Source organism: Streptomyces sp. HUAS 15-9, assembly GCF_025642155.1.
Taxonomy (GTDB): domain Bacteria; phylum Actinomycetota; class Actinomycetes; order Streptomycetales; family Streptomycetaceae; genus Streptomyces.
The window spans coordinates 8840515-8867052 of the sequence record NZ_CP106798.1; the positions used below are offsets into that span (position 1 = coordinate 8840515).

At 69.1% G+C, this 26538-nt stretch carries 30 protein-coding genes and 6 pseudogenes; 15 read left to right on the top strand and 21 right to left on the bottom strand.

From position 1 onward, the window contains the following. Positions 1-150: 150 nt before the first annotated feature. The 3 genes from N8I87_RS40105 to N8I87_RS40115 all read right to left on the bottom strand — a co-directional run bounded on the left by N8I87_RS40105 (position 151) and on the right by N8I87_RS40115 (position 2839). Positions 151-1392: an MFS transporter gene (locus N8I87_RS40105; protein ID WP_263215857.1), complete on the bottom strand. Its 1242-nt coding sequence runs from the start codon at positions 1390-1392 to the stop codon at positions 151-153. Positions 1393-1496: 104 nt separating this feature from the next. Beyond that, positions 1497-2402 (bottom strand): sugar phosphate isomerase/epimerase family protein, encoded by a 906-nt coding sequence (locus N8I87_RS40110; RefSeq protein WP_263215859.1) that lies wholly within the window; start codon positions 2400-2402, stop codon positions 1497-1499. Further along, positions 2399-2839, bottom strand: coding sequence for a cupin domain-containing protein (locus tag N8I87_RS40115; RefSeq protein WP_263215860.1), 441 nt, complete (start codon positions 2837-2839; stop codon positions 2399-2401). Before N8I87_RS40115 ends, N8I87_RS40110 begins: the two co-directional genes overlap by 4 nt. Positions 2840-2928: 89 nt before the next feature. Here N8I87_RS40115 and N8I87_RS40120 point away from each other — a divergent pair, with 89 nt between their 5' ends. From N8I87_RS40120 to N8I87_RS40130, 3 genes are all read left to right on the top strand, one after another. Then, the gene (locus tag N8I87_RS40120; protein WP_263215862.1) at positions 2929-3864 is read left to right on the top strand and encodes a LysR family transcriptional regulator; all 936 of its coding nucleotides are present in this window, start codon (positions 2929-2931) and stop codon (positions 3862-3864) included. Continuing rightward, a complete protein-coding gene (locus tag N8I87_RS40125; RefSeq protein ID WP_263215863.1) occupies positions 3861-4031 on the top strand; it encodes a hypothetical protein in 171 nt (56 codons plus the stop codon). Before N8I87_RS40120 ends, N8I87_RS40125 begins: the two co-directional genes overlap by 4 nt. Positions 4032-4145: 114 nt before the next feature. Further along, on the top strand, positions 4146-4583 hold the full coding sequence (locus N8I87_RS40130) for a helix-turn-helix domain-containing protein (protein WP_263216928.1): 438 nt from the start codon (positions 4146-4148) through the stop codon (positions 4581-4583). Here the strand turns inward: N8I87_RS40130 and N8I87_RS40135 are convergent. From N8I87_RS40135 to N8I87_RS40150, 4 genes are all read right to left on the bottom strand, one after another. Then, the gene (locus N8I87_RS40135) at positions 4564-4770 is read right to left on the bottom strand and encodes a hypothetical protein (RefSeq protein ID WP_263215864.1); all 207 of its coding nucleotides are present in this window, start codon (positions 4768-4770) and stop codon (positions 4564-4566) included. The genes N8I87_RS40130 and N8I87_RS40135 overlap by 20 nt on opposite strands. 211 nt (positions 4771-4981) lie before the next feature. Further along, positions 4982-5797, bottom strand: a complete 816-nt coding sequence (locus tag N8I87_RS40140) for an IS5 family transposase (protein WP_263215866.1) — start codon at positions 5795-5797, stop codon at positions 4982-4984. Between the two features lie 5 nt (positions 5798-5802). After that, positions 5803-5997 carry a hypothetical protein gene (locus tag N8I87_RS44890; protein ID WP_491743944.1) on the bottom strand — a complete coding sequence of 65 codons (195 nt, stop codon included), beginning with the start codon at positions 5995-5997 and terminating at the stop codon, positions 5803-5805. A gap of 129 nt (positions 5998-6126) precedes the next feature. Then, the gene (locus N8I87_RS40150) at positions 6127-7158 is read right to left on the bottom strand and encodes a zinc-binding alcohol dehydrogenase family protein (RefSeq protein WP_263215867.1); all 1032 of its coding nucleotides are present in this window, start codon (positions 7156-7158) and stop codon (positions 6127-6129) included. A gap of 130 nt (positions 7159-7288) precedes the next feature. Here N8I87_RS40150 and N8I87_RS40155 point away from each other — a divergent pair, with 130 nt between their 5' ends. Further along, positions 7289-7651, top strand: a complete 363-nt coding sequence (locus N8I87_RS40155; RefSeq protein ID WP_263215868.1) for a winged helix-turn-helix transcriptional regulator — start codon at positions 7289-7291, stop codon at positions 7649-7651. Between the two features lie 366 nt (positions 7652-8017). Continuing rightward, positions 8018-8143: a hypothetical protein gene (locus tag N8I87_RS40160; protein ID WP_263215869.1), complete on the top strand. Its 126-nt coding sequence runs from the start codon at positions 8018-8020 to the stop codon at positions 8141-8143. A 146-nt stretch (positions 8144-8289) separates the two neighbouring features. On the opposite strand, the pseudogene N8I87_RS44795 reads toward N8I87_RS40160, so the two are convergent. Beyond that, positions 8290-8398 (bottom strand): annotated as a pseudogene (locus tag N8I87_RS44795) (IS982 family transposase); the annotation flags it as partial. 295 nt (positions 8399-8693) lie between these two features. Between N8I87_RS44795 and N8I87_RS40165 the strand changes: the two are divergent. The 5 genes and pseudogenes from N8I87_RS40165 to N8I87_RS40185 all read left to right on the top strand — a co-directional run. Continuing rightward, positions 8694-9251, top strand: coding sequence for an IS110 family transposase (locus N8I87_RS40165; protein WP_263215870.1), 558 nt, complete (start codon positions 8694-8696; stop codon positions 9249-9251). Then, complete coding sequence (locus N8I87_RS40170) at positions 9137-9964, top strand: transposase (RefSeq protein ID WP_263216930.1); 828 nt, start codon at positions 9137-9139, stop codon at positions 9962-9964. Before N8I87_RS40165 ends, N8I87_RS40170 begins: the two co-directional genes overlap by 115 nt. A gap of 91 nt (positions 9965-10055) precedes the next feature. Beyond that, complete coding sequence (locus N8I87_RS40175; RefSeq protein WP_263215872.1) at positions 10056-10988, top strand: hypothetical protein; 933 nt, start codon at positions 10056-10058, stop codon at positions 10986-10988. Beyond that, the gene (locus N8I87_RS40180; RefSeq protein ID WP_263215874.1) at positions 10985-11107 is read left to right on the top strand and encodes a hypothetical protein; all 123 of its coding nucleotides are present in this window, start codon (positions 10985-10987) and stop codon (positions 11105-11107) included. Before N8I87_RS40175 ends, N8I87_RS40180 begins: the two co-directional genes overlap by 4 nt. Positions 11108-11237: 130 nt before the next feature. Then, a pseudogene (locus N8I87_RS40185) lies at positions 11238-11562 on the top strand (CBS domain-containing protein); the annotation flags it as partial. A gap of 655 nt (positions 11563-12217) precedes the next feature. Here the strand turns inward: N8I87_RS40185 and N8I87_RS40190 are convergent. Further along, positions 12218-13258: an SDR family oxidoreductase gene (locus tag N8I87_RS40190; RefSeq protein WP_263215875.1), complete on the bottom strand. Its 1041-nt coding sequence runs from the start codon at positions 13256-13258 to the stop codon at positions 12218-12220. A 274-nt stretch (positions 13259-13532) separates the two neighbouring features. Between N8I87_RS40190 and N8I87_RS40195 the strand changes: the two genes are divergently transcribed. Then, positions 13533-13745, top strand: coding sequence for a hypothetical protein (locus tag N8I87_RS40195; protein ID WP_263215877.1), 213 nt, complete (start codon positions 13533-13535; stop codon positions 13743-13745). A gap of 439 nt (positions 13746-14184) precedes the next feature. Continuing rightward, positions 14185-14661 (top strand): SRPBCC family protein, encoded by a 477-nt coding sequence (locus tag N8I87_RS40200; RefSeq protein ID WP_263215878.1) that lies wholly within the window; start codon positions 14185-14187, stop codon positions 14659-14661. A gap of 82 nt (positions 14662-14743) precedes the next feature. On the opposite strand, the gene N8I87_RS40205 is transcribed toward N8I87_RS40200, so the two are convergent. After that, positions 14744-16216, bottom strand: a complete 1473-nt coding sequence (locus N8I87_RS40205) for an aminotransferase class I/II-fold pyridoxal phosphate-dependent enzyme (RefSeq protein WP_263215880.1) — start codon at positions 16214-16216, stop codon at positions 14744-14746. Between the two features lie 280 nt (positions 16217-16496). On the opposite strand from N8I87_RS40205, the pseudogene N8I87_RS40210 reads away from it, so the two are divergent. Together N8I87_RS40210 and N8I87_RS40215 are read left to right on the top strand one after the other, a co-directional pair. After that, positions 16497-16824, top strand: a pseudogene (locus tag N8I87_RS40210) (plasmid stabilization protein). A 359-nt stretch (positions 16825-17183) separates the two neighbouring features. Then, positions 17184-17744 (top strand): hemerythrin domain-containing protein, encoded by a 561-nt coding sequence (locus N8I87_RS40215; RefSeq protein WP_263215881.1) that lies wholly within the window; start codon positions 17184-17186, stop codon positions 17742-17744. Between the two features lie 202 nt (positions 17745-17946). Here the strand turns inward: N8I87_RS40215 and N8I87_RS40220 are convergent, their stop codons facing one another. The 4 genes from N8I87_RS40220 to N8I87_RS40235 all read right to left on the bottom strand — a co-directional run bounded on the left by N8I87_RS40220 (position 17947) and on the right by N8I87_RS40235 (position 20242). After that, positions 17947-18993 carry a YihY/virulence factor BrkB family protein gene (locus N8I87_RS40220; RefSeq protein WP_263215883.1) on the bottom strand — a complete coding sequence of 349 codons (1047 nt, stop codon included), beginning with the start codon at positions 18991-18993 and terminating at the stop codon, positions 17947-17949. A gap of 213 nt (positions 18994-19206) precedes the next feature. Next, positions 19207-19410 (bottom strand): hypothetical protein, encoded by a 204-nt coding sequence (locus tag N8I87_RS40225; RefSeq protein ID WP_263215885.1) that lies wholly within the window; start codon positions 19408-19410, stop codon positions 19207-19209. A gap of 248 nt (positions 19411-19658) precedes the next feature. Continuing rightward, on the bottom strand, positions 19659-19832 hold the full coding sequence (locus N8I87_RS40230) for a hypothetical protein (protein ID WP_263215886.1): 174 nt from the start codon (positions 19830-19832) through the stop codon (positions 19659-19661). Next, on the bottom strand, positions 19829-20242 hold the full coding sequence (locus N8I87_RS40235) for a PRC-barrel domain-containing protein (protein WP_263215887.1): 414 nt from the start codon (positions 20240-20242) through the stop codon (positions 19829-19831). Before N8I87_RS40235 ends, N8I87_RS40230 begins: the two co-directional genes overlap by 4 nt. A 303-nt stretch (positions 20243-20545) precedes the next feature. Here N8I87_RS40235 and N8I87_RS40240 point away from each other — a divergent pair, with 303 nt between their 5' ends. Beyond that, positions 20546-20965, top strand: coding sequence for a CBS domain-containing protein (locus N8I87_RS40240; protein WP_263215888.1), 420 nt, complete (start codon positions 20546-20548; stop codon positions 20963-20965). A 1430-nt stretch (positions 20966-22395) separates the two neighbouring features. On the opposite strand, the gene N8I87_RS40245 is transcribed toward N8I87_RS40240, so the two are convergent. The 7 genes and pseudogenes from N8I87_RS40245 to N8I87_RS40275 all read right to left on the bottom strand — a co-directional run bounded on the left by N8I87_RS40245 (position 22396) and on the right by N8I87_RS40275 (position 26458). Continuing rightward, entirely contained in the window at positions 22396-22620 is a 225-nt protein-coding gene (locus N8I87_RS40245; protein WP_263215890.1) for a DUF5133 domain-containing protein, read from the bottom strand. A 335-nt stretch (positions 22621-22955) separates the two neighbouring features. Continuing rightward, positions 22956-23219: a GlsB/YeaQ/YmgE family stress response membrane protein gene (locus N8I87_RS40250; RefSeq protein WP_263215891.1), complete on the bottom strand. Its 264-nt coding sequence runs from the start codon at positions 23217-23219 to the stop codon at positions 22956-22958. A gap of 305 nt (positions 23220-23524) precedes the next feature. Then, positions 23525-23759, bottom strand: a pseudogene (locus N8I87_RS40255) (gas vesicle protein GvpG). A 52-nt stretch (positions 23760-23811) separates the two neighbouring features. Next, positions 23812-24577 (bottom strand): annotated as a pseudogene (locus N8I87_RS40260) (GvpL/GvpF family gas vesicle protein). Next, entirely contained in the window at positions 24574-24996 is a 423-nt protein-coding gene (locus tag N8I87_RS40265; RefSeq protein WP_263215892.1) for a gas vesicle structural protein GvpA, read from the bottom strand. The pseudogene N8I87_RS40260 and the gene N8I87_RS40265 overlap by 4 nt, the downstream one beginning before the upstream one ends. Positions 24997-25131: 135 nt before the next feature. Beyond that, a complete protein-coding gene (gene gvpO / locus N8I87_RS40270; RefSeq protein ID WP_263216932.1) occupies positions 25132-25206 on the bottom strand; it encodes a gas vesicle protein in 75 nt (24 codons plus the stop codon). A 590-nt stretch (positions 25207-25796) separates the two neighbouring features. Further along, positions 25797-26458 (bottom strand): annotated as a pseudogene (locus N8I87_RS40275) (GAF and ANTAR domain-containing protein). Positions 26459-26538 lie beyond the last annotated feature (80 nt).

Sequence of the window (26538 nt, forward strand, 5' to 3'; positions counted from 1 at the left end):
GCGGATGCGCACCCGGATGGCAGGGGTTTCGGGGCGGCGGTGTCGGAGTCATGGGGTCACCGTGGGGGAGGGGGCGGGCAGGAGTGCCGGTGACGGGTGTGCCCTGCCCGCTCACGGCGCGGGCAGGGCACACTGGTCAGCGGGCGCGGGTCAGGCGGGATGGGTCTGGACCGTGAGGGTTTCGGTGGTCTCTACGCCCTTTCTCCGGTCGTACAGCCATATGGCGGTGAAGGCCACGACGCAGAGAACGGGGAGGATGCTGATGGTGGCGAAGGCGTAGGCGGCACCGCGTGTGTCGATCATGTGTCCCATCCAGGGGAGGGTGATCGCGGTGGCGAGCATGCCTGCGGATCCCAGGAGAGCCAGGACGAAGGAGCCGCCTTTGGGACAGCGTTCGGCTACGGCGCCGAGCATGGTGGGCCAGTAGCGGCTGATGCCGAGCGCGAAGATGGCTGCAGCCGCGTACGCGGCCAGAGCGCTGTGGGCGTGAGCGAGCAGTTGGAGTCCGGCGGCGGCGAGTACCGAGGATACGGCCAGGACGGCAATGGGGCCGGCATTGCCCAGCAAGCGGCTGCCGAGGATGCGAGCGGCGAACATGATGCCGTTGACGAACGTGAGGACGAGAATGCCGGAGGCGCCCGCGAGTTGCCCGAGGGTGTCGGGCATCCACTGGTTTGGGCCCAGTTCGGTGGACGCGGTGAGAAGCATGCAGGCCAGCAGGACCAGGAAGATGGGGCGCGTCGCGGTGCGGAACATCTCCCGGCTGCTTACCGCGGCAGCGACTCGTTCGGTGGCGGGGAAGCGCAGTGGGAGCAGGACCACGCCGTAGACGAGGACCGAGAGGATGATCGTGGCGAGCTTCGTACGCCAGTCCAGGCCCGCAAGGGTGAATCCGTAGCCGACGAATCCGCCCACGATCAGACCGCCCGCGAACCACGCGTGGAACGCGTTGAGGCGCCGTGTCTTCTCCCGTGGGTAGAGGGAGGCGATGAGCGGGTTGGCTGCGGCTTCGATCAGTCCGTTGCCCAGGCCCACCACGAGTGTTCCGGTGAACAGCATGTCGAAGCCGGGGGCCGTGATGGTGAGGACCAGTCCGGCGAGCTGAGCGATGAAGGCGAGAGTGAGGATTTTCCTGGCACCCAGGGCGTCCACCAGGAGGCCGCCGCCCAGGATGGCGCCGACGTAGCCGTAGAACGCCGCACCGGCGATGAGCCCGAGCTGGTAGTGGTTGAGGGAGAAGTGCTGCCCCAGCGCCCCCATGATGTCGCCGCGTACGGAGAACGTCATGCCGGTGGCGGCGAGGGCGATGCAACTTCCTACGAACAGCCGTCGTACATCGTATGGAACGGCCGTGGCGGCCGCGGATCTGGGGGAGCGACTGAGCGCGGTCATGGCGGGCTCCGTGTCGGGGATGGAGGGTTGAAGGGAGGATGTGGGGGATCCGCCGGGGCGCGGAGGGGAGGCCGGCTGCCCCGGCGGACGTGGCGGGAGCCGGTTCAGGCGCCTGTGCCCACCTGGGCGAGGTGATGCCGCAGGACGTCGGCCGACTGGGCGGTGTAGGCCTCGTAGAGGTCTTCGGGAAGCACGCCGGAGGCGTGGTCGCGCAGCCACTTGGTCATGCCCTGGCTGAGGGACCCGTCGGCGGCGTCGGTGATCTGCCTCTGGGAGAGAGGCGTGCGGTCGAGGGCGGGCATGAACTCAACGGACAGATGCCCGTCGTAGCCCGCCGCGAGCAGTTCACGCAGCAGTGCCGACCAGTCGATCGCTCCGGACCCGGGCGGCAGCCGGTTGTTCTCGGCGACATGGAAGTTCACCAGCCGGCCCGCGCAACTGCGGATGGCGGCTCTCCAGTCGGCTTCCTCGATGTTCATGTGGAAGATGTCCAGACAGATGCCGCACGTCTCGCCCACCTCCTCGGCCAGGCGCAAGGCCTGGTCGGCCCGGTTGATGAGATAGGTCTCGTACCGGGTCAGCGGCTCGATGGCGAGCCGGATGCCGTGGTCGTCAGCATGTTTCTGCGCCTCCCGCAGGGCAGCGACGTACCAGTCCCACTCCAGCTGCGCGTCGGCCATCGGAACCAGCTTGCCGACCGTGCAGGGCACGGTGACGAAGGTGCCGCCGAGTGCTGCGGTGAAGTCGATGGTCTCGATCAGGTAGGTGAGACCGGCCTGCCGGATGAACGAGTCTTCGTGGACCAGGTCGCGGCCGCCCATGAACAGGGCGAGCCCGCCGGCGCAGGAGATCCGGTGCTCTTCGAGCAGTCGTGCGGTCGCCGCGAGATCGGTGCCGCGGGGGTCGGCGGAGATCTCGATGGCGTCGTAGCCGCAGCGCGCGAGCCGGGGGACGGTGACCTCCAGCGGCTCCGGGCGCATCCAGTTGTGCATGGACAGGCGCATGGTCATGACGCACCTCCTGGCGTGGTGCTGGTTGGGGCGGACTGGGCCGCGGTGCCGAGCAGCTCGACGGTGACGAACCGGAGCGGGGTGTCACCGTCGTTGTACAGGTCGTGTATGACCGGCGACCCGTCGCCGTAGGCGAAGAACTGCGTGTCACCGACGGTGTAGGAGCGGCGCTGCTGCCGCCATCCGCTCCCCGTGAGCTGCCACTGCAGGGCTGTTCCCGGCTCGGTGCAGGTCCAGAAGTAATTCAGGGCGTGGCAGTGCAGCGGCGCCCGGACACCGGGCTCGAGGTGGACCTCCCAGACGCGGACAGCGCTGTTCTCGAACAGGAGGTGGGTGCCGACCTGCCGGTTTAGATGCGCGTGCGCGACCTCGCCGTCGGGGGGCCCGTCGTGTGCGAGGCCGTGGACCGTGGTTTCGGTGCTGTGATGGTTGCCCATGTCTCGAGAATGGCCCGACGGGGCACCGTAAGTCTAAGACTTCCTTCCTAAGGATTTACATAGGTCTTTCCTATACGTAACCTCGGTGTATGAGCCTGAGGCAGTTCGAGTACTTTGTGGCGGTGGCCGAGGAGGGTTCTCTCAGCCGGGCGGCAGCGCGGCTCTCCGTCGCTCAGCCGTCCCTGTCCCAGCAGCTCAAGGCACTTGAACGGCGGGTAGGGGGTGCCTTGTTCGAAAGGCTGCCGCGGGGTATGCAGCTCACCCCGGCCGGTCGTGCCTTCCTGCCGGAAGCCCTCGCCACGTTGCGCGGTGCGGAGCGCGCCTACCGCTCCGCACGGGTGGCGGTCAGTGGCGAATCAGCGGAGTTGCACATCGCCACCGTCTCCTCGGTTGCGGCCGGTGTGCTGCCGGACGTCATCCGGACCTGGCACGACCAGCACGCACAGTGCCCGGTCCGGCTCGAGGAGTTCAGCCATCGCGAACTGATGGAGGAACAGGTGCGCAATGGCCTGGGCGACCTGGCCGTCGGCCCGCGGCCCCGCGCGTGGGACGGCCCGGTCCTCTCCCTGGGATACGAGGAGTTCGTGGTGGTCCTCCCCAACAGCCACCCCCTGTTGAGGGAAAGCCCAGGGACACGGGCCGCCACAATCGAACTACGTACCTTGGCGGACCAGGGCTGGGTTCTGTTCGGCCAGGGGCACGGCCTCAACGACCTGATCGGCGGCTACTGTTCGAGCGAGGGGTTCCGGCCGACGCCGGCGGTACGTACCTGGCAGGTCGACGCGGCGGCGCGGCTGGCCGCCGCCGGGGTGGGGCCCGCCCTCCTTCCGGACAACGCGGTGCCCGCGGGCCTGGATGCCGCCATTCTGTCGTGCCGGCCCAGGCGTTTCCGTGAACTGACCTGTTACCTGCGCAGCGAACCGCAAGGTCTCGTGCACCGCTTCCTTACACTGTTGCAGGACGTGGCCCAGCTGACTCAGCCGACAGAAAGGCAAGAAACCGGTGGAGGCGGCCTACGCCATTGACAGCCACGCCCCGTTCGCCGTCCGGGCGCGTCACGGACGCGAACGCCGGCCGCGGCGAGCACCGCCTCAGCAGCGGCCTGTACAAAGCCGACGAGGAGTTCCGCGCGGCCGTCGGAGTCGAGATCCGTCGGCACGACGTCTGTCGCGAAGGCGTAGCGCTCGTCTGATCGGGCGGGCAGACCGCAGGTGATGCGGGTGAGGGACCGGACGTCCGCTCCCGTCAGGCTCCCCGTCCCGTCGCCCCGCAGCACCTTGCGGGTGCTCGGGGGCGGGTGCTGGGAATGGTGCGGAGGGCACGGCCGGGCCGTGACGAGGGCGAGCGAGTGGTGGTCCACCGCCTGGCGGCGGCCAGAAAGGCGCCGAAGGTTCTGGTGGAGCGGTGCCGGATGGTGGAGCTGAGCTGGGATAACTGGCTGGTCCCGCAGATCGTCGGCGAACTGCGGTGCAGTCAGAAGACCGTGCGCCGCTGGCTGCACCGGTTCAACCGCTTGGGGCTGGAGGGCCTGGAAGATCTGGGTGGTCAGGGCCGCAAGCGAAGGATCACCGAGGCCGAAGGCTCCCGGATCATTGCCCTGGTCAGGCAGACGCCACCCGGCCGGCTCGAGGTCCAGCCGTCGAATGAGAGGGCGGTACGCGAGTTGATGTCCGTTTCTCCCTTTCGGGAGGGGCAAGCGGGCTGGCCGCGGCGTCCCCGGGCGGCTACGGCCGCGGCTGGATGAACAAGCCCTGCTCGGTCTCGAGCAGGATTCCGCGCTCGGTCAGCCGCTTGAGCTTCAGGCGGGTGTTGTTGATGTTGTTGGGCGCGATCTCCATGTCCAGCGCCTCGCACACCTGCCGCGCCCGCAGCGGCGCGTCGGCCGCGGCGAACACCGCCATGATCTGCTGGTAGACCGGATGGTCCGGCATCTGCGGGGCCGGCGGCGAGGGCGGCTGCGGATCGGGCAGTTCCAGCAGCGTCTTGCGGGTGATCCGGATCTCCTCGGCGCCCGGCCGAGCTCATCCAGCCGCGCGGTCAGCTGCGCGATCTGCTCCCTCGTCGCCTCGGCCCGCGCGGCGATCTCCCGTTCCCGCTCCTCCAGCCGCGCCAGCACCGCCCCGAGCGTGAGCTCCCCGCCGGTCATGCGCTGCGCCAGGCCGCAGCCGTAGCCCCGGTCAGCCGACGCAGTATCACCGCGGTCATCGCCCAGTACACCCGCGACTCCGAACTGCGGCGCAGGTGCTCGTAGTCGCGCACCAGCCTGCGGTGCAGCATCAAGATCCCGTAGGCGCGCTTCACGATCCACCGTTCGGGGACCGGCACGAACCCGGACTGGGCCGGGTTACGCTCGACGATTTCCACCTCGATGCCCACCATCTGACCGTGCGCGACGACGGCGTTCTTGAAGCCCCGGTCGACCAGGGCCTTCTGAACGGTGTCGGTGTCGGCGGCGACCTTGTCCAGCAGCGCGATGCCGGCGGCGTTGTCGTGCACGGACGCGGCAAGCACCACCACCGCGATCACCAGGCCCAACACGTCAACGGCCAGGCCGCGCTTGCGGCCCGGTACTTTTTTTGCCGCATCACGCCCCGTCGACTCCGCGGGCACCCCGGCCGCCGCGTGCACGCTCTGGGTGTCGAGCGCCACCAGGCTCGGGTCCGCCTTCCGCCGCGCCTTCTCCCGCACCTGCCGGCGCAGCAGGTCGTGGATGATCTGCTCGGTGCCGTCGTCGCGCCACTTGGTGAAGTAGTACATCACCGCGCCGCGCGGCGGCAGGTCCCACTGGCAGCCGGTGCGGCCCTGGTAGAGGAGCGCGTTGACGATCTCCCGCATCTCGTACCGGCCCTGGTGGCCGCTGACCGAGGGGTGTGCGGGCTTCCACGCGGCGATCACCGGCTCGATCAGCGCCCACTGCCCGTCGGACAGGTCGGTCTTGTACGGCTTGCGCTCGCTCACGGTGTTCAGCCCAGCAGCGCGGGCGGTGTGGCCAGGCCGCCGCCGCTTCCCATGGAAGCGAAGGTGTCGAAGTAGAGGTCGGCGCCGGAGCCGAGCAGTTTCTCCTTCGGGATCACGGTCTGGCTGAGCACCTTGACCAGGCGGCGGCCGCGCCGACCGTTGCCGGGCGGCCGCCGGCACGGCCGGCCCGGTGCGAACACGGTGGGCTCCCCGGCAGGGTCCGGCGCGCCCTCGCGATGGCCGCGGAGACGGGTTGGTGCGTCCGGTGGCCCCGCAGGCACGGCCGGGCGGGACGGGTGGTGCGCTGTCCCCGGATGCGCGGGCCGGGCTCAGAAGCCCGTCAAGGTGATCTTCCCGATCGTCCTGCCGGACTCCAGCATGCGGTGGGCCTCCCGCAGGTGCTCCGCGTTGATCGTGCCGAGGTCGGTGGTGGCGGTGGTGGTGACGATCCCGGCGTCCGCCAGGCGGGCGATCTGGTTCAGGATGTGCCGCTGCACCGCCTGGTCGGGCGTCCGGTGGAGCGAGCGGGTGAACATGAACTCCCACTGGAAGGAGATGCTCTTGGACTTCAGCAGGCCGATCTCGACCGGGCCGAAGTCGTCGATGGCCACGAGCCGTCCGAACGGCTTGAGGATGTCCGCGTAGGCGGCCAGGTTCTGATCCGTGCCTGCGGTGCTGAAGACGTAGTCGACTCCGCCCGGTGCCACTTCGGCCACCTGCGGGGCCAGGGGCTTGCGGCGGTCGACGATGTGGGCGGCCCCCATGCGGCGGGCGAACTCGCCGGTCTCCGGGCGGGAGGCCGTGCCGATCACCGTCAGGCCGGTCAGCGCGCTTGCCAGCTGGGCCACCATCGCGCCGACGCCGCCCGCGGCCGCGGTGACCAGCAAGGTGCCGGTCTTCTCCAGGGCTCCGTCGTGCAGACCGAGGTGCTCGAAGAGGCCCTCCCACGCGGTGAGCGACGTCAGCGGCAGAGCCGCCGCCTCGGCGAAGGAGAGGGTGGCGGGCTTGCGGCCGACGACTCGCTCGTCCACGGTGTGGAAGAGCGAGTCGGTGCCGGGCCGGTCGATGGCCCCGGCGTAGAAGACATCGTCGCCGACCTCGAACTCCTCCACCTCGTCGCCGACCGCGACGACCGTGCCCGCGGCGTCCCACCCGAGGACTTTCGGCTCGCCGCCCGGGTCGTTGTTCTGCCGCACCTTGTAGTCCACCGGGTTGACCGCGATGGCCTCGACCCGCACCAGCAGGTCACGGGGGCCGGGCTCCGGCACCGGCAGCTGGACGTCTTCGAGGCTTCCGACGTCGTCCACGGGCAGGCTCTTGCGGTAGGCGACAGCGGGCATGGTGGCGGGCATCCTGCTCATCCTTGGCTCCTGGTGGTGCTGGTGGTGACTGCGCTCGTAACGTAGCTCCAGGGAGGTAGTAACCTTCAAGGGCAGCTACTTCCCAAAGGGAAGTAGCTTCTCGGTGCCGACAATGAGGGAGGGCCTGACCATGGTGACTCCGTGCACCTCCGAACGGCACGACCACCATGACATCTATGCGGCCCAGTGCCCGTGTCGCGAGGTGCTGGATCTGCTGGCCAACAAGTGGTCGGCACTCGCCATCGGTGCAATGGAGGAAGGGCCAAAACGCTTCGGGGCGCTGCTGCGGCGCCTGGAGGGTGTCAGCCCGAAGGTGCTCACCTCGACGCTGCGCCGCCTGGAGAAGAAGGGATTCGTGAACCGCACGATCTACCCTGCGGTCCCGCTGCACGTGGAGTACGCGCTCACCGACCTGGGCCGCAGCGTGGCCCGGCCGCTGGCACAGCTGCGGCTGTGGGTGGAGGACCACATCGACGAGATCGACCAGGCGTGACGCCGACGGACCGGTCACCGTACCTGGCCTGCCCACCCCGACCAGGTCCGCGCCGCAGCCTGCCGCCTGCCGCGGAGGACTTGCACGCCGATGCCCGCGTGAGCCCGGGACCAAGGCGAGCCGGAATCGTCCTGCGGGGTGGGCGGCGTAGCGGGCAGCGTGAATGGCGTGGACGGCAGCCAAGGAGTGCCCGATGCCTCCAGCCGGCGAGTCCCTGACCGCGCCGGACGCGACGTCAACGCATGTGAGCCGCTTGCCGGCCATGCACCCCACCGGCGACCACCGGCGGCGAGAGGAGGATGCGCGCGGCGGCGTACGGCCGCCCGGCCGGCACCGTTCTCGTGCGGTCCGGATGCCACCGGCCACTTGGAGCCGCCCCACGATTCCGTCGTCCTCACCCACGTCCTCGACGCTGTGGACCTGGCACACCCGCGCGCCGTGCAGTGCCGGACCGCCCTCGCGCTGACCGATCCCGTCGGTCTGGCCGACTGACCGGCCGGCCCCGCGGGCTCCGGCTCATCCCCCCGCCTGCACAGGTCACGGCCCCGTTCCCCCCGGCCGTGACGCGACGTCACACCTCGAACGGCCGCGCCCAGGGCGTGCCGTGAGCCGGCGAGGGCGAGGGCGCCACCATGCCCCAGTTCGGAGTCGGTCAACACGGGTGGTCTGCCCATCCATCGCGGTCCTCCCAGCTCGTCGTCGATCTTCACGTACAGTGCGGTAGAGGGTGTTCAGGTCTTGCGTCACAACATGATCTTGAACACCCTCTGTTCATGCCTGACCGTCAGCCCAGGACATAGGACTTACTCGTCTAGCCCCAGATATCCCTGCGGGGACGCCCGTTCCGGGCTGAAAATTGGGGTGGTTGCCCGCTGACGCCGGAGCTCTATGGTCGTCGAGGCCGTCGTCTAGCCGGGCGCTGGGGACCGCGCACCGGGAGCTTCAGTGTTGCCTCGAGCACGCGGATTAGAGTCCGCATGTCCCATGCGGTTCCTGCGGGCAGCCGCCTGCCGTTCACCCCCAGGAGCAGGGGAGGCGCCGGGTGCTGCAGGAGACTGAGGACCGCGAGGAGATCATCGAACGGGTCGCTGCACTGGATATCGGCAAGGCCCACCTGGTGTGCTGCGCCCGCATCCCCCACGAGGGGCGTCCAGGGCGGCGGATGCAGGAAGTGCAGACGTACCCGACGATGACGCGTTCGCTGCTGAGTATGGCCGATCACCTCAGGTGCCTGGGGGTGACCCGGGTGGTCATGGAGGCCACCAGCGACTACTGGAAGCCCGCCTTCTACGTACTGGAGGCGGCCGGGTTCGAGACCTGGCTGGTCAACGCCCGCGATGTGAAACACCTGCTGGGGCGGCCCAAGACCGACAAGCTGGACGCGGTGTGGCTGTGCAAGGTCGCCGAACGCCAGATGATCCGGCCCAGCTTCGTGCCCCACCCGAGATCCGCCGACTACGCGATGTCACTCGTTACCGGACTGACCTGGTCGGGGTGCGCGGGGCGGAGAAGAACAGGGCGGAGAAGCTGCTGGAGGACGCCCAGATCAAGCTCAGCGTGGTCTACTCCGACATCTTCGGAGTCTCCGGACGGGCCATGATGGCCGCCCTGCTCGCCGGGGAACGCGACCCGAGGACGCTGGCCCAGCTGGCCCGCACCCGGATGCGCGGCAAGACCGCGGCCCTGGAGGAGGCGTTCACCGGGTACTTCACCGACCATCACGCGTTCTTGCTGGTCAAGATGCTGGAGCGGATCGACGCCATCGACGCCGACATCGCCGAACTCGACACGAAGATCGAGGAGATGATCGCCCCTTTCGTCCAGGCCCTCCAACGACTGGATGAGGTCCCCGGCATCGACCCGACCGCGGCCGCCGTCATCCTCGCGGAGATCGGGTTGGACATGAGCCGGTTCCCCACCGTCGGCCACCTGGCCTCCTGGGCCAAATTCGCTCCGGGCGTGAAGGAATCGGCTGGCAAGAACAAGGGCCGTGGCGCCACCGGCCACGGCAACCGCTACCTCGCCAGAGAGCTTGGCGAGTCCGCTGTCGGAGCCGCCCGCCCTGACACCTTCCTTGGCGAGCGCTACCGCAGGATCGCCCGCCACCGCGGCAAGAAGAAGGTCATCGTCGCAGTCGGCCGCTCCATCCTGGTGATCGTCTGGCACCTGCTCAACGACCCCGAAGTCCGATTTGAGGACCTCGGCTCCGACTTCTACACCCGCCGCATCGATCCCGAACGCCGCCAACGCAGCCACGTCCACCAGCTCGAAGCACTCGGCTACAAGGTCAGCCTCGAACCCGCCGCAGCCTGAGCCCACACGACCGACACCCGACCTCGCCACCGCTCGGCCGGGCGCTGCCGCCTGCCCACTGACGCGTCGATTTTCGGATTAGCATCCCGGCATGGGATTTCTTTCGAGTGGCCGCAAAAGGTCGCGCCTCGCTCCGGAACTGGACGACCAGGACCTGGGCCAACTTCTGAAGTCGCTGCTGGCGAACACGGACCTGTGCGCGGCACAGATCTCCGGACTGCTGGGGGAGGACCGGGACGACTGGGACCTGCGGACCCACCGCCTGGGCGTACTGGCGGACCACTTGAACGAAACGCATGTGCCACGCAGCTGGGCCGCCCGGGAGCCGGACAACGCCGACGCACTCGCGCTGCACGCCTGGGCCCGAGTGGCGCGGGCCCGCCACGAGGGAGCCCTCGAGAACGCGACCGGGGTCGCCGACGACTGCCTGCGAGCCGCGGAGATCGCCCCGCAGGACCCCACCCCCTGGGTGGTCCTCCTGAAGCTCGCCCGTCTGGAACACTGGACGCAACCGCAGGTCTTCGGAGTCTGGAACGAAGTGCTCGCACGCGACCGCTGGAACCGCGAGGCCTACCTGAGCATGCTGGGGTACCTGAGCCCCGAGGAAGGCGGATCACGCCTCCAGATCCTGGAGTTCTTGGACTCCCTGATGCTGCGGATGCCCGCGAACGTCCCCTGCGCGGCCACGGAACTCACCGCCCATGTCGGCCAGTACCTCGCCATCGTCGGCCGGGGCGGAGTCGAAGCGCTGTTGGCGCGTAATCACTGGTCGCACGTCACGGCCAAGCAGGCCCTCGACCGTGTGGCCCACACCTGGGTCCAGCCCGGCTTCCTCCGCCACGCCCGGTTGCTGGCCGACCTCAACACCCTGGCCTACGCGCTGATGGCCGCCGACCGGCGCCGGGAGGCCGCACCGGTCTTCGAGGCGCTGGGCGGCGTGGTCACCCAGTGGCCCTGGCAGGCCGGAGGAGACCCCCTGACCGAGTTCGATCGGGCCCGGCGCAGAGCCGAGACCGCCCCGTGACGCCCGGGGGCCCGTACGTCAAGGACCGCTCGGCGAATCCCAGCGGAACGGACAAGACCGCCTCGATCGGGCCCAAGGCGCTGTGCGGCGTGCGGCGTAACCAGTCGTTCGGCATCTGAGCGCCCGTGGGCGGCCAACGGCCAGGAGGAATATGCGAGGGTCATGCCGGTCTCTTGGCTGGCTTCGTCGGTGTAGCGCGAGAGCGGTTGATGCCGAGTTCGGGCAACAGATGTTGATCAAGCGGGTCCAGAATGTGGTCGAGTTCTGGTGACCGAGCAGGGACATCTTCGGTGTCTTGGTGAGTGACCGCGATCTGGTGGTGCGTGCCCTTGCGGAAGGCGTGGATCCCGAGCAGACGACGGTGGTCCAGGCGTGCAGCGAAGACCTGGTCACCATTGCCCCGGACGACAGTCTGGACCAGGCGGTCGCTTTGATGCGCGAGCACTCCGTCCGGCGGCTGCCGGTGGTCGAGGGTGACAGACCGGTCGGCATCGTCTCTCTGGGGGACCTGGCGATCGAGCGGGGCGAGGGCTCGGTTCTGGGGAACATCAGCGCGGCCAAGCCCAACGTGTAGCCCTTCCCGCGCCGTCGGCCGCCGGGACCTCGGGATGACGCTGAAGTGGCCGCGATCGGGGACAGGACGGCCGGATCCGACCTACGCACCCCCATGACCGCCAGGAACACCGACGCCGCGGTCAGCAACCCGACAGCCAGACTCAGCCAGATCCGGGCCAGCCGCCCGCTCATGTGACGCGTGAAACGACGGTCGTAACGCAGTTCCGCCTCGATCTGCGCCAGGGCGACACGCTCGTACGGCGAGAGCTGCACCTTCTTCGAAGCGTCCCCGTCCTCTATCACGATCACGTCGTGCTTCGCGGCGGTGTGGTCGCTCACGCTGGTGGCGGGCTTGCGTCTGCTGCGCCGCGCGACCGGAGGCGGCGGGCGCTTCGGCCGGAGAGGACGACGCGCGTGAGGCCGGCCGATGTCTACGCTCGGGGTGTACCCGCCGCGGCTGCGGTTGAGGACTTTGCCGCCGCGTTCGCTGTCTCCGCGTGCGCAGCCGAGGTGGAGGGCCGCATGGTTCGCTGCAGCACACGCTGCCGGTCAGCGACGTCGCCCGGGCGGCTGAGGGGCTCGCCCTCGGCGGCCGTGGACGGGTAGCGGCATGGTCCTGGAGCCCGGCTGCGAACGTCTCCGAGGCGCGGTGGGCGGGACGTCCGCGCCCCCGTTCAGCCGACCTTGCGTCCTTGCATCGGTGCGGTGTCGGCACCCGCCCCGTGCTGCAGGCCGTCCAGGAACTCTTGCAGTACCTCGGTCGCGGTGCATTCTGCCCGCCAGCCCAGTTGGGCATGCGCGCGTGTGCAGTCCATCAGGGGGAGGCGCAGGACCGCGTCGAAGAGGTGGGGGGATGCGGGCAGCAGGTGCAGCCCCCAGGCGGCGGCGATCGCGGATCGGGCCCCGGTGCGTGGCAGCCGCACGCGGCGGGTGCCGAGCATCTCGCCGAGCAGGTCGGCGTCGACCGGGGGGTCGGCGGCGAGGTTGAAGGCGCCCCGGGCTCGGGGTGAGCGCAGTGCGAGGAGGCAGGCCCTGGCGGCGTCGTCGGTGTGCAGGGCCTGGACCCGCAGGCCGCGGATGTCGGGCAGGAAGGGAAGCAGTTCCGGTCGTGCCAGGGGGCCCGGCAGGAAACGGCCGCCGAAGATGCGGCGCTGCTCGCTTGCCGACTCCCGTTTGAAGAGGAAGGCCGGGCGCATGCGCACCACACGGGTCTCGGTGTGCTCGTGCTCGAAGGAGTCCAGGACCCGTTCCAGGTAGGCCTTCTCGCGGCAGTAGGCGGCGTCCGGCCAGCCGTGTGTCGGCCAGGACTCGTCGACGGCCTGGTCCTTGTCCTTGGGCCCGGGTGAATATGCGCCGACCGACGAGGCATGTACCAGCACCGGCACCCGCGCGCGGGCCGCGGCCTCGAAGACCCGGATGCTGCCGAGGACGTTGGTCTGCCAGGTCCTCGCCGGATCGTGTGTCGGCTGGAACGCCCACGCCAGATGGATCACTGCTGTGGCGCCCTGGCACACCTCGCCCAGGTCGGCTTGTTCGGCCGCCACGTCGACGGCGTGCCACTCGGTCTTGGCGGGCGCCCAGCCATCGGGTGTGCGCCGGGCCACGCCCCGCACCCACTCGACTTCCGGGTCCGCGGAAAGGAGGCGTACCACGCTCGTACCTACATTGCCGGTCGCCCCCGTGACCACGACTCTGCTGCCTGCTTCGCTGCTCACCTTCGCCTCCTCTTCGCGGCGGCTGTGGCCGGACGGCCGAGTACCCGGTCACCGGGGGCGGCACACGGCGACGAGCGAAGGGGAAGGGGAGTGTCCGCACGGCCGGGCAGCCGACGGGCTGAGCCCCGGGTCGCGGCAGGTCGGAGGACCACTGGCGGGCGGTGTTGCAGTCTGGCATGCGGCGAGACCACATGGCCCCGCCGTTCCGCCTACCGGCTGTTTCTGTGCGCCCGGCCCGGGTGCGGGGCGGCTTCCCATCGGTGAGGCTGGTGCCATGTCCGAGCACCGCGTGATTGTCTACCCGCCGTCTGAAGCCGGTGGCCGCAGGGTGGGCATCGACGACCGCGTCCTCGGCGTGGCCTACAGCCTCCATGACCTGACCGTGTTCCTGCAGAACGCCGGCCTGACCGGCTGGGACGAACTGGACGTCCTCGAGTCGGATCTCATCGAGTGGCATGAAGGCGGCCCAGAAGTGTGGACCCCCTGACCGCGCGGGCACTGAATCTCGGCCGGGATGAGTCTGGCCGAGGGCTCGGATGAAGAAACGCCGACTGCCCCGGGGTGATGGCGGAAGCACCGGGTACTCGCCCGCCGTGCGAAGACATCAAAGACATCTGAGCGTGACCCGTCTGAGGAGGCTGCTTCGTTCACAGCCGACGAGGCGTTGAAGGAGTTTGAGGAGCAGGGCCGGAAGGACGATACCGACACGAGTACGCCCTCCAGTCGGGGCTCCGGCGACCCGATCACCCCAAGCCCTCGGGTCAACGAGAAGACCGCGCAGGGATGGCCGTCCGCGCCTGGGGAATGAGGCGGGGACGGACCTCCCTGTCCCTCGAAGGAACAGGCGTCGCCTCGGGTACCCGGCGCCGCGCAGAGGCGGAAGGCCGGCAGGCCGCCAGTATCGACCGCCAGTAAGGAGGAACAGGATGAGCACGGTCAGGGAAGCAGTGGATGTCGAGGTTCCGCTTCACACGGCCTACAACCAGTGGACCCAGTTCGAGGAGTTTCCGTACTTCATGGAGGGCGTCGAGGAGGTCAGGCAGCTCGACGACCGGCACAACCACTGGACCACCAAGATCGGCGGGGTGCGGCGCGAGTTCGACACGGAGATCGTCGACCAGTTGCCGGACGACCGGATCACCTGGCGGGCCATCGGCGGAGACACGCAGCAGCGGGGATCGGTCCGTTTCGAGCGCCTGGACGACACGCACACCCGGGTGGAGCTCATGATGGACGTCGAGCCCACAGGCGTCGCCGAGAAGGGCGCGGACATGCTGGGTGTGATCGACCGGCGGGTCAAGGGAGACCTGCGCCGTTTCAAGGACTACATCGAACACCGCGGCGGCGAGACCGGTGCCTGGCGCGGCCGCATCCGGCCCGAGGACCCCGGCTCGCCCCTCTGACGCCTGCACGCCCGGCGCCCACGAGTGGCGAGACAGGACCAGGCAACGACCGTACGCGTCCACTGTCCTCGATCGGCCGCGATCAGCCCTCCGCGACCACCCGTACGGTGTTCAGTTGCTGGTCGGCGGCGTCGGGCAGGAACATGCCCGCCGTGACTCCCGTGGTCAGGTATTCCAGCACCGGCTCGGTCAGGCGCTCGCCGGGCAGGACGACGGGGATCCCGGGCGGGTACGGGGTGATCATCTCGGCGGCGATCCGGCCGCAGGCCTCGGTGACGGGAACTTCGGCGTGCGGCGCGAAGTAGGCGTCGCGGGGCAGCCGGACCTGGTTCATCCGCAGATCGGCGGGGGAGGGAACAACGACCTGCGGGGCATGACTCAGGTCGGTGGAACGGTCGGCCAGCTCGTGCAGGGCGGTGAGGAGACGAGCCGTGGTCTGCTCGTCGTCGGCGTGGGTGAGCTGGGCGCTGATGCGCCGGTGATCGAAGAGGTGGGCATCGATGTGATGGTGCTCGCGCAGCCAGTCGGCGGCCCGGTAGCCGGTGGTGCCCAGTTCGCGGATGTCCATGACGACCGGGAGGGGATCGAAGCCGGCGGCGAGGTCGGGACCGCAGAAGTCCGCCGCGTCGTTGACGTGGAAGCCGTCGATGGCCTCGATGGCGGTGCGGGTGCGTGCGGCCAGTTCCAGAGCCCGCCCGATGAGCTCGCGGCCGTGCTGGACCATCTGCCGGCGCCAGGCGTCGATGCCCGCGTAGAGCAGGACGTTCGGGCTGGTCGTGCCGAGCAGGTCGGCGCGTGAGGCCAGTTCGGCGGGATCGATGAGGTCACCCTGGAGGTGGAACACCGAGCCCTGCTCCAGGCCGCTGCCCATCTTGTGGATGCTGGTCACGCAGATGTCGGCGCCCGCGTCCATGGCCCACGACGGCAGCTCGTCATGGAAGGGCAGATGCGCTCCCCACGCCTCGTCCACGATGAGCGGCTTGCCGCGGCGGTGACACACATCCGCGATGCCCGCGAGGTCGGCCGCCGATCCGTAGGGGGTGGGGCTGGTGACCAGGACCCCGTCGGCATCGGGGTGCTCGGAGTACACCTTGTCGTAGGCGGCCGCCGACGGAGGATGGGCGATGTGCCGCACAGCGTCCCACTGCGGCTCCACCCACACCGGCTCGACGCCGGAGAGGATGAGCCCGGCGACGACCGACTTGTGTGCGTCGCGTCCGACGACGAGCCGGTGGCCGGGGCAGGTCACCGCCAGCATGGCGGCCTTGACCGACAGGGAACTGCCGCAGGTCGAGAAGAACGTGTGGTCGGCGTGCACCGCGTCGGCCATCAGTTCCTCGGCCCGCTCAAGTACGCGGCCCCGGGTGAGCCGGTCGTCCAGCCCGCCGTTGGCCAGGACGTCGCCGAAGAAGACGGCATCCCCCAGCACCGCCCGTGCCCGGGGGTCCGCGCCACGTGCCTGCTTGTGACCGGGTGGCGTAAATCCCAGCTCGTCGGCGTCGTGATACCGGGCGAGTGCGTCGAGGACGGGCGCTTCATCGTGGTTCAGACCCATGGGTGAGCGGTTCCCGAAAGCGCGGCGGGCACACCTATCAGGCCGTCCGCAACGCATGTGCCTGCCGCGCGCGTCGGGTGGCTTCCCGTGGGGAACTCGGTGCTGCGAACACAGACCGAAGTGAAGGGCGCGCACGCTCACGGCAGGGACAAGGGCAACAAGGGCAGGGGAGAGAGCGGTGGGGTACCGCCGGATCAGCACTGAACATCCGTGAAACCGGACCGAGCGCCTTCACGGCACCGAGACGGGGATCTCCGTACTCAGGAAAGGAACAGGGACCATGCCGGCCGGATCCAGCTCCAAGCGGGAGCGGCAGTACGAGCACATCAAGAAGAGCGCCGAAGGACCGCGGCGAGTCGACCAAGCGGGCCAAGGAGATCGCTGCGCGGACCGTCAACAAGGAGCGGGCCAGGTCGGGCGAGTCGAAGACCGCCGGCAAGGCCTCCACGCGTGATTCGAAGTCGGCGTCGCAGCGCGGCGGTCAGCGCTCGCACAGCGGAGCGGAAGGACCCACCAGAGACCAGCTCTACGAGGAGGCCAAGAAGCGCGACATCCACGGCCGTTCCTCGATGACCAAGCGGCAGCTCCAGAACGCGCTCGGCCGCTGATACGAGATGCCTCCCGGCCCCGGACGGCGCCCTACCGTCCTGGTGGCCGGGCGAGGCATACGCCGGCTTTCCAGCCGCAGTGCGTCGAGGAAGCTGCGTGCGCGAGGGCGCCGCGCAGTTGTCGTTGGGCGAGGCCGAACTCTTCCACCAAACAGGCTGAGGAACGGCTGCAGGCGCAGGTGCCTTCGAATCGGTGATGCGCCTGGGTGCCAGGAAGCCCGAACCCGCCGCTTAGGCCGCTGGCGATCAGGTAGACGTCCGACCAGGTGGACCACGCGCAGGGCCGCGCACCGTCAACCCGGGAGGGGAATCACTGTGTGCTGGAGAGCACGGAAAACGACCAACGAGAGGGATATGCGATGGGACATGGCGGAAATGTGCTTCAGGAGCTGATGGCCGACCACCGCGAGGTCGAGGAGATGTTCGGCCGGATCGAAGCGATGACCGGCGGCGGGCAGGAACTACGTGATCTCGTGGACGAGGTCACCGTCGAGCTGGTGCGTCACTCGGTCGCCGAGGAGCAGTACCTGTATCCGGCGGTGCGCGAGTACGTCGAGGGCGGCGACCGGCTCGCGGACAAGGAACTCGCCGATCACGGCCGGGTCGAGAAGATCCTCAAGCAGCTGGAAAGGACGGACACCGACGATCCCCAGATGAGTCCGCTGCTGCAGCAGCTCATGGAAGAGGTGACCGCCCACGTCCAGGACGAGGAGAACAACCTCTTCCCGGCACTGCGCCAGACCTGCACCCCCGAGATGCTGGACGATCTCGGGGACAGGATCCGCAGGGCCAAGACCATGGCCCCGACCCGCCCGCACCCCGCCGCTCCCGACACCCCGCCGGCGAACAAGCTCCTCGCCCCGGGCGCCGGCCTGGTGGACCGGGCCCGCGACTTCGTCACCGGCCGCGGCAAATCCTGACGGGCGAAACGGAACAGCGGATCCGCTGGCCGCTTGCCGCTCCGCGCCGGGGGCGGCCGCTGCGGTATTCGTCCTTGGTCGAGGACCACTTCGAGTGAGCGCGCCGATGTGCGCTGGGCCGGGCCGGACGCGCTGCGGCTGGGTGGCGGGGCGGCCGGCGGGCCCGTGCTCGACGCCGAGACCGGCGCCGTGCTCGGTGTGCCTACGCGCCGTCCTCCAGGCGGCGCCGGTCTTCCTCGTCCCACTTTCTGGTGTCGCGGGGCTCGGTGTACGGCTCCGCGTCCGGCGGGTAGCCGCCCGCGACCGCCCGCTGGCGCAGGGTCTCCGCGTCGAATTCCAGGCCCAGCAGGATCGCCAGGTTGCTGATCCACAGCCACACCAGGAAGACGATGACACCGGCCATGGTGCCGTAGGTCCTGTTGTACGAGGCGAACTTCGCGACGTAGAAGGCGAAACCGGCGGAGGCGATCATCCAGATCAGCAGGGCAAGAAAGCTGCCCGGTGTGATCCAGCGGAACCCCTTCATCCGCGCGTTCGGGGTCGCCCAGTACAGGATCGCGATCATCACGGTGACCAGTACGACCAGGACAGGCCACTTGGCGACCGACCACGCCGTCAGCGCGGTGTCCCCGATCCCGAGGGCGGTGCCGACCTGCCGGGCCAGGCCGCCGGTGAAGACCACGATCACCGCACTGGCGACGGCCAGCACCATCAGCACGACCGTCACCCCCAGACGGACGGGCAGGATCTTCCACACCGGGCGCCCCTCGGGCACGTCGTAGACGGCGTTCGCCGCACGGATGAACGCTGCCACATATCCGGACGCCGACCACACCGCCAGCGCGACACCGACAATCGCCATGACCGACCCGATGCTGGCGCCGCCTTGGAGCTGCTTCACCGCCCCGGTGATGATGTTCCGGGCTGAGCCGGGAGCAAGTTGCTTGAGGTTGGCCAGCACCGTGTCGGTGGTTGACTTGCCGGTGACACCCAGCAGTGACACCAGAACCAGCAGCGCGGGGAACAGCGAGAGCACGCCGTAGTACGTCAGCGCCGCTGCGCGGTCGGTCAGTTCATCGTCCTTGAACTCGCGCAGCGACCCCCTGAACACTGCCCCCCAGGCCCGCTTCGGCAGCTTCGTCGGCGCATCCGGTGCCCGCCGCTCAACCTCGGGCCCCGGCCCAGGTGCCGCTTCCGTCTCGTCACTGCGGTGGTGCGCATTGCGCCCCGGTAGATGCAACTTCGCCATACCTGCCGGGTAACCCCTGGCAGGGCCTCCTACGCGTTTCGTGGCGCGTGGTGGGACGTGGCTGGGGCAGCACACACAGGCCTCCGGGGCGGCCCAGGGCCAGCGGGGCTGGCCCCCGACCCTCTTCCACCCTGCGGACAAGTGTGGTGCCGCCTGGTCATTCCCGCAATGATCCGGCTGGTCCGAGCGATCGCCGGGCGGGTGAGGAGTTGGTCAGGCAGCCCGGGACTGCTGTTCGGGCTGTCGGCGTGCCGGACGGTGAGCGTTCTTGTGCTGGCCGCCCGGGATCAACCGCAGGCGGCGGCCGTTGGCTTGGCGCTTCTCTGGAGGCCTGGCGGTGAGACGGTCCTCGATGAGATCCATGCCGTACAACAAAAGCGCCAGCAGGGGGAGCAGCAAAGCAGCAACGATGATCACGACGCAGGTCCTTCCCGGCTGACTGCACTGTCCCGGGTGCCCACCACGAGCACGGCCAGTCAGCGGGATACGTGAAGGACGGGGAAGCCGATGGTGGTGTCGCAGAGTTCGGTTACTGCACATGTCGGCGGTTCAGCGACTTCGCCCAGCGGGGTGGCGGCTCTCCGCACCGCTCCGCGGTGGTGATCAGCGTCGTGCAGTACGCCCCGCGGGGCTGGGAGGATCGCGTACACGCCACCGCCGCCGGGTCAGCGGAGGAGACGGTGCCGCTTGCCGCCGCGGCGGAAGCGCATCGCCCCGTAGGCGAGGTCGGCGAGCAGAACGATGACGCTGATGATCAAGAGGTAGAAGAGGTCGTGGGCGGCAACCCCGATGATCCCCAGGACGATCGCCACGATGATCAGGAGCAGAAAGAGGCTCATCGCCCCTCCCGGTGGCTTGCGTGTGTCAGCGCCGGCCGAGTCGCCGCGTACCTCCGGCGCCCGGGATCGTGGTGCATTCCGTAGTGGGTGAAGACGGCTTCCTCCTTCTCGGCGGGGAGCACGCTGTCGGGGTCGATCGAGGGAGCCTGTTGACCGTCTTCTTCGGCTGGGTGACCTTCAGGTTGTCCGGGCCGACCTTCGCGCCCATTGAGCGGCACGAACACCAGGCGGCGCCGGGTGGGCAGGCCCACGGTGACCGTCGCGAAGGAGGGCTCGTCGGTTGTCGTGTCGACGTAGACCGACTCCAGGGTGCCGATCTTGTTGCCTTTTGCGTCGACCACGTGATGACCACGCCACTCGCGGATATCGCTTGCCCCGACCGCCGCTGACCTCCGATGGCAGGGATTCACTTTCCATCCTCCTCCCGAGGCGGGGATTCGGCGTCGGCTGCCGGCCCGGACGAGGCTGCCGGGGTACAAGGCTCGAATACGGAGCTGGTGGTGCTCGGAGCGTCGCTGCTCGCGAACGGCGGTTGCCGAACCACGCCTGCAGTCCGCCGCAGCTCGAACTGGTCAGGGGCGGTGACGGGGGTGCGCCCGGTTGGCATGCAGTCTGCAGCCACCCTTCCGAAATGTACGGAATTTGGCAGGCCGGGTACTCGGCGGACCGACAGCGGTGGACTGCATCGCGACACCTGTGAAAGGGGGCACGACATGACGCAGCATGTCCGCGACATCATGACCGGCACACCGGCGTCGGTGGAGACCGGGGCCTTGGTCACCGATGTGGCGCGGCTGATGCGTGACCAGAACATCGGCATCGTCCTGGTCACGGAGGAGGACCACTTGCGCGGGCTGGTGAGCGACCGGGACCTGGTGGTGCGCGGGCTCGCGGAGGGCACGGATCCCCAGCAGATGACCGTGGCCGATCTGTGCAGCGAGGACCTGGTCACCATCACGCCGGACGAGGATCTCGACCGGGCCGTCGCGTTGATGCGGGAGCACTCGGTTCGCCGTCTCCCGGTTGTCGAGGGTGATGAGCCGGTCGGTGTCATCTCGCTCGGCGATCTGGCGGTCGAGCGTGATCGGGGCTCGGCGCTCGGCGACATCAGCGCGGCCCGGCCCAACACGTAACGTGCTCAGGGAAGAGGTGAGCCCGAAGAAAGGACGGCTGAAGGAGCGGGTGTCAGCGCGCCTTCGGCCCCATCGATTGACGCGGGCGACGGCATGACCGCTTCTGGTAAAGCGTGGTTCAGCCGGCCAGACCGGCCGGCTGAACCGCTCGTGTGAAGATCGCCGTCGCCCTCGCCAAGGCCGTCACCCTGCGCCTCGTGTGGGAGCTGTGTTCCGCTTGCTCACGCTTCATACATACGGGCTTCGTACGACCGCTGCGTAGCAAGCCGGTGCCCGGCACGGCTCACGCCACCGGGCGCCGCGCTTGGCGTTCACCGGGATGCCTACGGCCGGGCGCCTGCGTCACGCTTCTCCTTCCGGCCGCTCCGCAGCAGCCAGGTGGCTCCTCCGACGGCCAGGGCGACTGGCCATTCCAGAGCCCCAGCCACGGTCAGTGCTCCGAGTCCTCCGTAAAACACGAGATCCTTGGCGGGTGGCGTACCGGGCATTCGTGCCGAGGCCGCTCGGGCCGTGCTCGTCAGCTCTTCCCTGGTGAGATAGGGAATCGGCACCGAAGGATGCAGAGTGCGCATGTGCAGGTGCATGCCCGTGCCGTCGCCCGCATGCGCTTCCTGTCCCGCATGAGCTTCCTGCTGCGGGTACTGCGCTGTTTTGCCCATCCCCCTCCGCCTTTCGTCGGAGTCGGTGTGGTGCGCTCTTCAATTCTCGCGCGATTGCGGTGACGTGTGCGCGTGGTGCGCCGCACTGGCTGCGAGCCGGACGGCCCGGTCGAAATCCTGCCGCTGTGGTGGGGCCCGGCGTGGCGGACTGGCGGATGAACGGCGAACGAACCCGGTCACCGTCGTGCCCACGTCGTCGGCCACCCTTGCCATCGAGACGTTCATGACGGAGCTGACGAGCGCCATCAGGAACTGACCGGCCGCAAGCGTCCACAAGACCAGCGGCGCCCTTGCCGAACTCTCGGCAGTGCCTAGTCCCGGGTGTCATGCGCGGAGCATGTCAGCTGCCCTGGAGACCAATCCTCGACCACGCCAGGAGATCAACCGCGTGGCAGGTATGAAGCAGGCGAAGCCGGTCCGGGCGGGGGCCGCCCGCGCTGGCCCTCAGACCCACTCGCCTGCCGCCTCGCAGCCGTCCACCAACTCGGTGGCCGAGCCAGTGATCTGTTCCAGGGCGGGCCCGGGAAGCCACCCACAAGGCCCGTGACCACACGCGGACGCGGCCCGGGCCGCACGCGAAGCCCGAAGGACCGGCTGGCCCGTCGAACCCCGTGTCCGACGGCAGCTGTACGGCAGCGCTCGGGCGCGTGGGTGTGGTGACATGGCGGACAGTGATCCCGGCCGCATGAGGGTCGGGATCACTCACGACGGCGTTTCTGCGCCGCGGCCCGCGGCCGTGACTGACACCTGTAGGCACAGGGCAGGCGCTGTTCAGCGGTGCAGGGAACCGTTCTGTGCCATGGCGGCGGCCAGTTGTCGGCGGGCTACATACAGGGCTGTGTCCAGCTGGCGGGTGCCGGTGAGCACGCACAGGGTGTAGCTGGCGTCCTCGAGCTGACGAGCGATCTTCGGCCCGCCGCCGGATGCCGCCTGCCGCCCGAGTGTCTCGCACCGTTCGACCAGCTCCCGCAGGAGCGCTGGATACGCCGTCAGCATGGTGCCTGCCTCCGTCGCCGTCCGTCCGGGCGATCCTTGCTCACTCATACGGTCGCAGCCGTCAGGACCTGGCGCACCTTGGGACTGGGAAGCCTTGGGGGGGGCGACGGATGGGGCCGGGGGCGCACCTGCCGCCTTGCGGTGGCCGCTGCGCTGGGCTGTGCTGCGGGCGCTCGCCCTGGTGAGGTCCTGCGCAGTGGCGCCTTAGGCAACGGCGGCGAGGCGGTTCAGCTGCTCCCTCAGCAGGGCACCACCCGCACTCGGCGAAGCCAGCACCCAGCCCAGCGGTAATCACCAGGCTCGCCGGCACGGCTCCGCGTGGGGGATGCGGCTCGTCAGTGGCGAAGCTTCACCTTGCTGAGCGCGGCCACACCGAGAGCGGCCAGCGCAATCTGGAAGAGCCATTCGATCCAGTCGATGCCCTTGGTGTCGGCGACACCGATACTCGATGCGATGGCCGTGCCGATGAAGGCCGCGACGATGCCGATCACGATCGTCCACAGGATGCCGATGCGCTGACGGCCCGGGACGACAAGCCGGCCGAGGACGCCGATCACGATACCGATGACGATCGCGCTGATGATGCCTGAGATCTCCATGCGGTCTGGTACCCCCTCATGAGTTGGTGACCCACGAGTGCCCACAGCAGGCGCCAACATTCGCCTCTGCGTGGTCGCTTCGGTCGTTGCGCGACTTTGTAACCACTGGACTTGCAACTCCTCTCCACGGGAAACGGGAGGCGGCTCGGCCGGCGGCGAGGCCCATACAGTGGGGGACGTATGGCGGACGCTGAACTGCACGCTGGAGTGCCCGAGCTGCAGCAGGCACCCTTCAATCTGCGCTAGTTTCAGTTTCCTGGTACGTCCGAAGATATCCGGCGCCTACCGTGTCCAGTGCCTTCGGTTCATCGTCCCGTCCCCTTGCCTGTCGTCTCGCCGGAGCCCATGCCGGTCCAGTCGGTCCAGGATTCGTCCTCGCGCCGGTCGAACTCCTCCTCGGCGATCTCGTCCGCCTCCAGCTGTTCCTCGAGGCGGGCCAGTTCGGCCCGTACGGTGCCGGGTCGTAGTAGATCCGCTCCGCCTCGCGGAGCACCTTCCGATCACCCACGCGCTGCCGCGCACCGGCGCGAACGGCAACATAAGCACCTCCCCGGTCAGCTCCCATCTGCCACTCCCTCCGCTTCGCGGGAAGTTACTCCGCTCCTGCGTCTGCGCCGGCCGTGGTGCCCGCGGGCTCGGCGGGGCCGGGATCGTTGAAGCTGAACGGCGGCAGCGGTCCGTTGACCCGCAGCTCCAGGTGGGCAAGGGACGCGCGGGCCCGTTCGACAGCCAGGAATTCCCCGGCCGAGCCGGCATCCACCAGGAACGAGACGTTGACCAGCCAGCCTGTGGACTCGGGGCCCACGCTGACCGCGTCGGTTACCGGCGCCGGCAGACGCGGCACCTCGGCGGCGTCCTCGGCCTCGCGGGCCCGCACCGCGGCCGCCAGCATCTCACCGAGGCGGATCTTGTCGTTGAAACTTCCGCCGCCCGCCATGCGGCTGGCGTCGGCGAGCGCGCGCGGCTCCGGGCTCTCGGCCATCACGCGGTGCAGGACGGCCTCCTCCACGTGGCTGGCCTTGACGTTGTACTCGACCTTGCCGTCCAGCGCCCGCAGACGCTCCCTGTAGTGGTCGGCCCGCTCGGCGAGCACATCGGTGACCGTGGCGTCGTTGGGGCGACGCTGCCGAACCGTATGGGCAGTACGCACCCGGCCGCGCCCGCCTCGGCGAGCACATTCTGGTGGCGATCAGGTCCCTGCGCTTGGGGCGCAGCCCCTCGGGGGCGTCGCTGACCACGGCGGCCAGGTCACCCTCCTTCAGGATCCGTACGGGCTGCGGCGGGTCACCGACGCCGCCCATGCCGTCGGGAAGCGCCGGGTGCGAACTCGCGCTGATGGCGTAGGCGTACGTGCTCACTCCTGCTCCTCCTTCCTGCGGGCGGCCATGGGCTTGCGGGCCCGCGGCCTGGACTCCTCATGGCCTTCCTCACGTGCCTGCTCGAAGGCATCCGAGACGCTCTCGGCGGCGCCGGACAGCGCGCCCTTGGACTCGCCGCGCGCGCCGGATTCGGTGATCTCGCCGACCATGTCGGGAAGGCCGGGGCTCTTGTGCGGGCCGGCCTCGAGGTCGAGCCGGTTGCACGCCTCGGCGAAGCGCAGGTAGGTGTCGACGCTGGCCACGGCGACCCGTATGTCGATCTTCAGGATCTCGATGCCGACCAGGGAGACCCGTACGAACGCGTCGATGACGAGTCCTCGGTCGAGGACGAGATCCAGTACGTCGTAGAGGCTGCTGCCGCCGCTTCCACCGGTCTGCTGTACCGGGACTACGGTCATGCCGACCACGCCTCCTCATCCGTGTAAGGGCCGTGACCTTCTGTGGGGCCGTGAGGGCGGCCTAACGACCGCCGGGCCTGTGTGCGCCGGCGCCCGCGTGCGTAGCGCCGGTAGCCAGTGAAATGTCCCCGCGGGTCAAGTTCGATAGCTCGCCATCAGGCTCATGGTGTCGGGGATCCGGGTGAGTTCGAGGACGTCCGCCTCGAACAACCAGCCGTCCTCGGCGCAGTTGGGCTCGCCCGTGGCGCAGCACCTCCATGGTGCTGGGTCGGTGTTCGTCTGCGGCTACCTGTGGGCCTTGGGATTGTTGAGAATCTAGGGGTTTCTGTGAACTGGGTTCAACGCCAGGTCTTCCCTCCGTGTGGCCGGAAAGGCGTTGGCCAAACCTTGAGGAGCGCATGCTTCGGCGGGCCGTCGTGCCTGCGCAGGCACGGTATGGGCAGCCACGCAGCGCTCGGAGTCGGCGTCGGGCCGGCCCCAGGGCGCGGCCGCGGTGGTGCACGCCCGCCCACCGATCGGGTGCGGGCTTGGCTGACAGCATCCCCGGTCGTCATCGCCAGTCACCGTCCCTCCATGATCAGCTCGACGACCGGACCTCGGCCCGCGCCGTGGTCGAGTCGGCCGTGAGGGTGCGTCCGCAGGCATCCTCGTGCTGATCGACTTTTCGGCCTCGGTGAGGTGTGGGGATGGTGGGGCCGGGGACTTGGTGTGTAGGCCGGGTTCAGAGGCGTTCCCATGGGGCTGGCTCGTCCAGGCTTCTCTGGTTCAGACGACGTGCCGGGGAAGCCGTCCGCTCGAGGTCACGGGAGGCTGCCTCGTTCGCAGAGCCGACGGGCGACCTCTCGGAGCTTGATGTTGTTTTCCTGTGAGGAGCGGCGCAGGACGTCGAACGCCTCTTCCTGGGTGAGGTGGCGGCTGCCCATGAGGATGCCCATGGCTTCGCCGATGGTGTGGCGGGTGGCGACGGCCTGTTCCATCTGGGCGTGGGTGCGGGCGCTGGAGAGGGCGACCGCGCGTGGGAGGCCAGCAGCCAGCCGGCCAGCTCGCTGACCTCGGTGAACGCTCCGGGCTTTCGAGAGTAGAGGTTCAGTGCGCCGAAGTCTTCGTCCTCGGTGAACAGCAAGAAGCCCATCATGCTGCCGACGCCCAGTTCGCGGGCCTGGGGGGCGTAGGCGGGCCAGCGCTGGTGCTCGCCGGTGAGGTCGGCGATGCGGAACACCCGCTCTCCTTGCGAGCTGCGGACGGCGTCGTAGTACGGCCCCTCGCCCAGCTGCTGCTGCAATTTGTCGCTTTCGGTGACCAGTTGGTGAGTGGGGGCGAGCGTCTCCACCGCCCGGTCGTGCAGCACGAGGACGCCGGCTGCGTCGCAGCCGTCCACCAGCTCTGTGGCCGAGCGGGTAATCCGTTCCAGGGTGGCAGCGAGCGATTCCTGCGCCAGGAGATCCCGCGCCATCGTCGCCATCTGCTGCGCGAACCGAGCCCAGTCCACAACCCACCTCCGCCTCTCATTCGGTCCTGGACACACCTCATACCCACCATTTC

Excerpts from the sequence above, each read along its gene's own strand:
- N8I87_RS40150 (WP_263215867.1), bottom strand. The coding sequence starts at position 7,158 with ATGAGCAGGATGCCCGCCACCATGCCCGCTGTCGCCTACCGCAAGAGC.
- N8I87_RS40110 (WP_263215859.1), bottom strand. The coding sequence starts at position 2,402 with ATGACCATGCGCCTGTCCATGCACAACTGGATGCGCCCGGAGCCGCTG.
- N8I87_RS40155 (WP_263215868.1), top strand. The coding sequence starts at position 7,289 with ATGGTGACTCCGTGCACCTCCGAACGGCACGACCACCATGACATCTAT.
- N8I87_RS40195 (WP_263215877.1), top strand. The coding sequence starts at position 13,533 with ATGTCCGAGCACCGCGTGATTGTCTACCCGCCGTCTGAAGCCGGTGGC.
- N8I87_RS40130 (WP_263216928.1), top strand. The coding sequence starts at position 4,146 with ATGGTGCGGAGGGCACGGCCGGGCCGTGACGAGGGCGAGCGAGTGGTG.
- N8I87_RS40240 (WP_263215888.1), top strand. The coding sequence starts at position 20,546 with ATGACGCAGCATGTCCGCGACATCATGACCGGCACACCGGCGTCGGTG.
- N8I87_RS40265 (WP_263215892.1), bottom strand. The coding sequence starts at position 24,996 with ATGACCGTAGTCCCGGTACAGCAGACCGGTGGAAGCGGCGGCAGCAGC.
- N8I87_RS40215 (WP_263215881.1), top strand. The coding sequence starts at position 17,184 with ATGGGACATGGCGGAAATGTGCTTCAGGAGCTGATGGCCGACCACCGC.
- N8I87_RS40175 (WP_263215872.1), top strand. The coding sequence starts at position 10,056 with ATGGGATTTCTTTCGAGTGGCCGCAAAAGGTCGCGCCTCGCTCCGGAA.
- N8I87_RS40105 (WP_263215857.1), bottom strand. The coding sequence starts at position 1,392 with ATGACCGCGCTCAGTCGCTCCCCCAGATCCGCGGCCGCCACGGCCGTT.
- N8I87_RS40200 (WP_263215878.1), top strand. The coding sequence starts at position 14,185 with ATGAGCACGGTCAGGGAAGCAGTGGATGTCGAGGTTCCGCTTCACACG.
- N8I87_RS40205 (WP_263215880.1), bottom strand. The coding sequence starts at position 16,216 with ATGGGTCTGAACCACGATGAAGCGCCCGTCCTCGACGCACTCGCCCGG.
- N8I87_RS40120 (WP_263215862.1), top strand. The coding sequence starts at position 2,929 with ATGAGCCTGAGGCAGTTCGAGTACTTTGTGGCGGTGGCCGAGGAGGGT.
- N8I87_RS40220 (WP_263215883.1), bottom strand. The coding sequence starts at position 18,993 with ATGGCGAAGTTGCATCTACCGGGGCGCAATGCGCACCACCGCAGTGAC.
- N8I87_RS40245 (WP_263215890.1), bottom strand. The coding sequence starts at position 22,620 with ATGCTGACGGCGTATCCAGCGCTCCTGCGGGAGCTGGTCGAACGGTGC.
- N8I87_RS40135 (WP_263215864.1), bottom strand. The coding sequence starts at position 4,770 with ATGCCGGACCATCCGGTCTACCAGCAGATCATGGCGGTGTTCGCCGCG.
- N8I87_RS40250 (WP_263215891.1), bottom strand. The coding sequence starts at position 23,219 with ATGGAGATCTCAGGCATCATCAGCGCGATCGTCATCGGTATCGTGATC.
- N8I87_RS40230 (WP_263215886.1), bottom strand. The coding sequence starts at position 19,832 with ATGAGCCTCTTTCTGCTCCTGATCATCGTGGCGATCGTCCTGGGGATC.
- N8I87_RS40115 (WP_263215860.1), bottom strand. The coding sequence starts at position 2,839 with ATGGGCAACCATCACAGCACCGAAACCACGGTCCACGGCCTCGCACAC.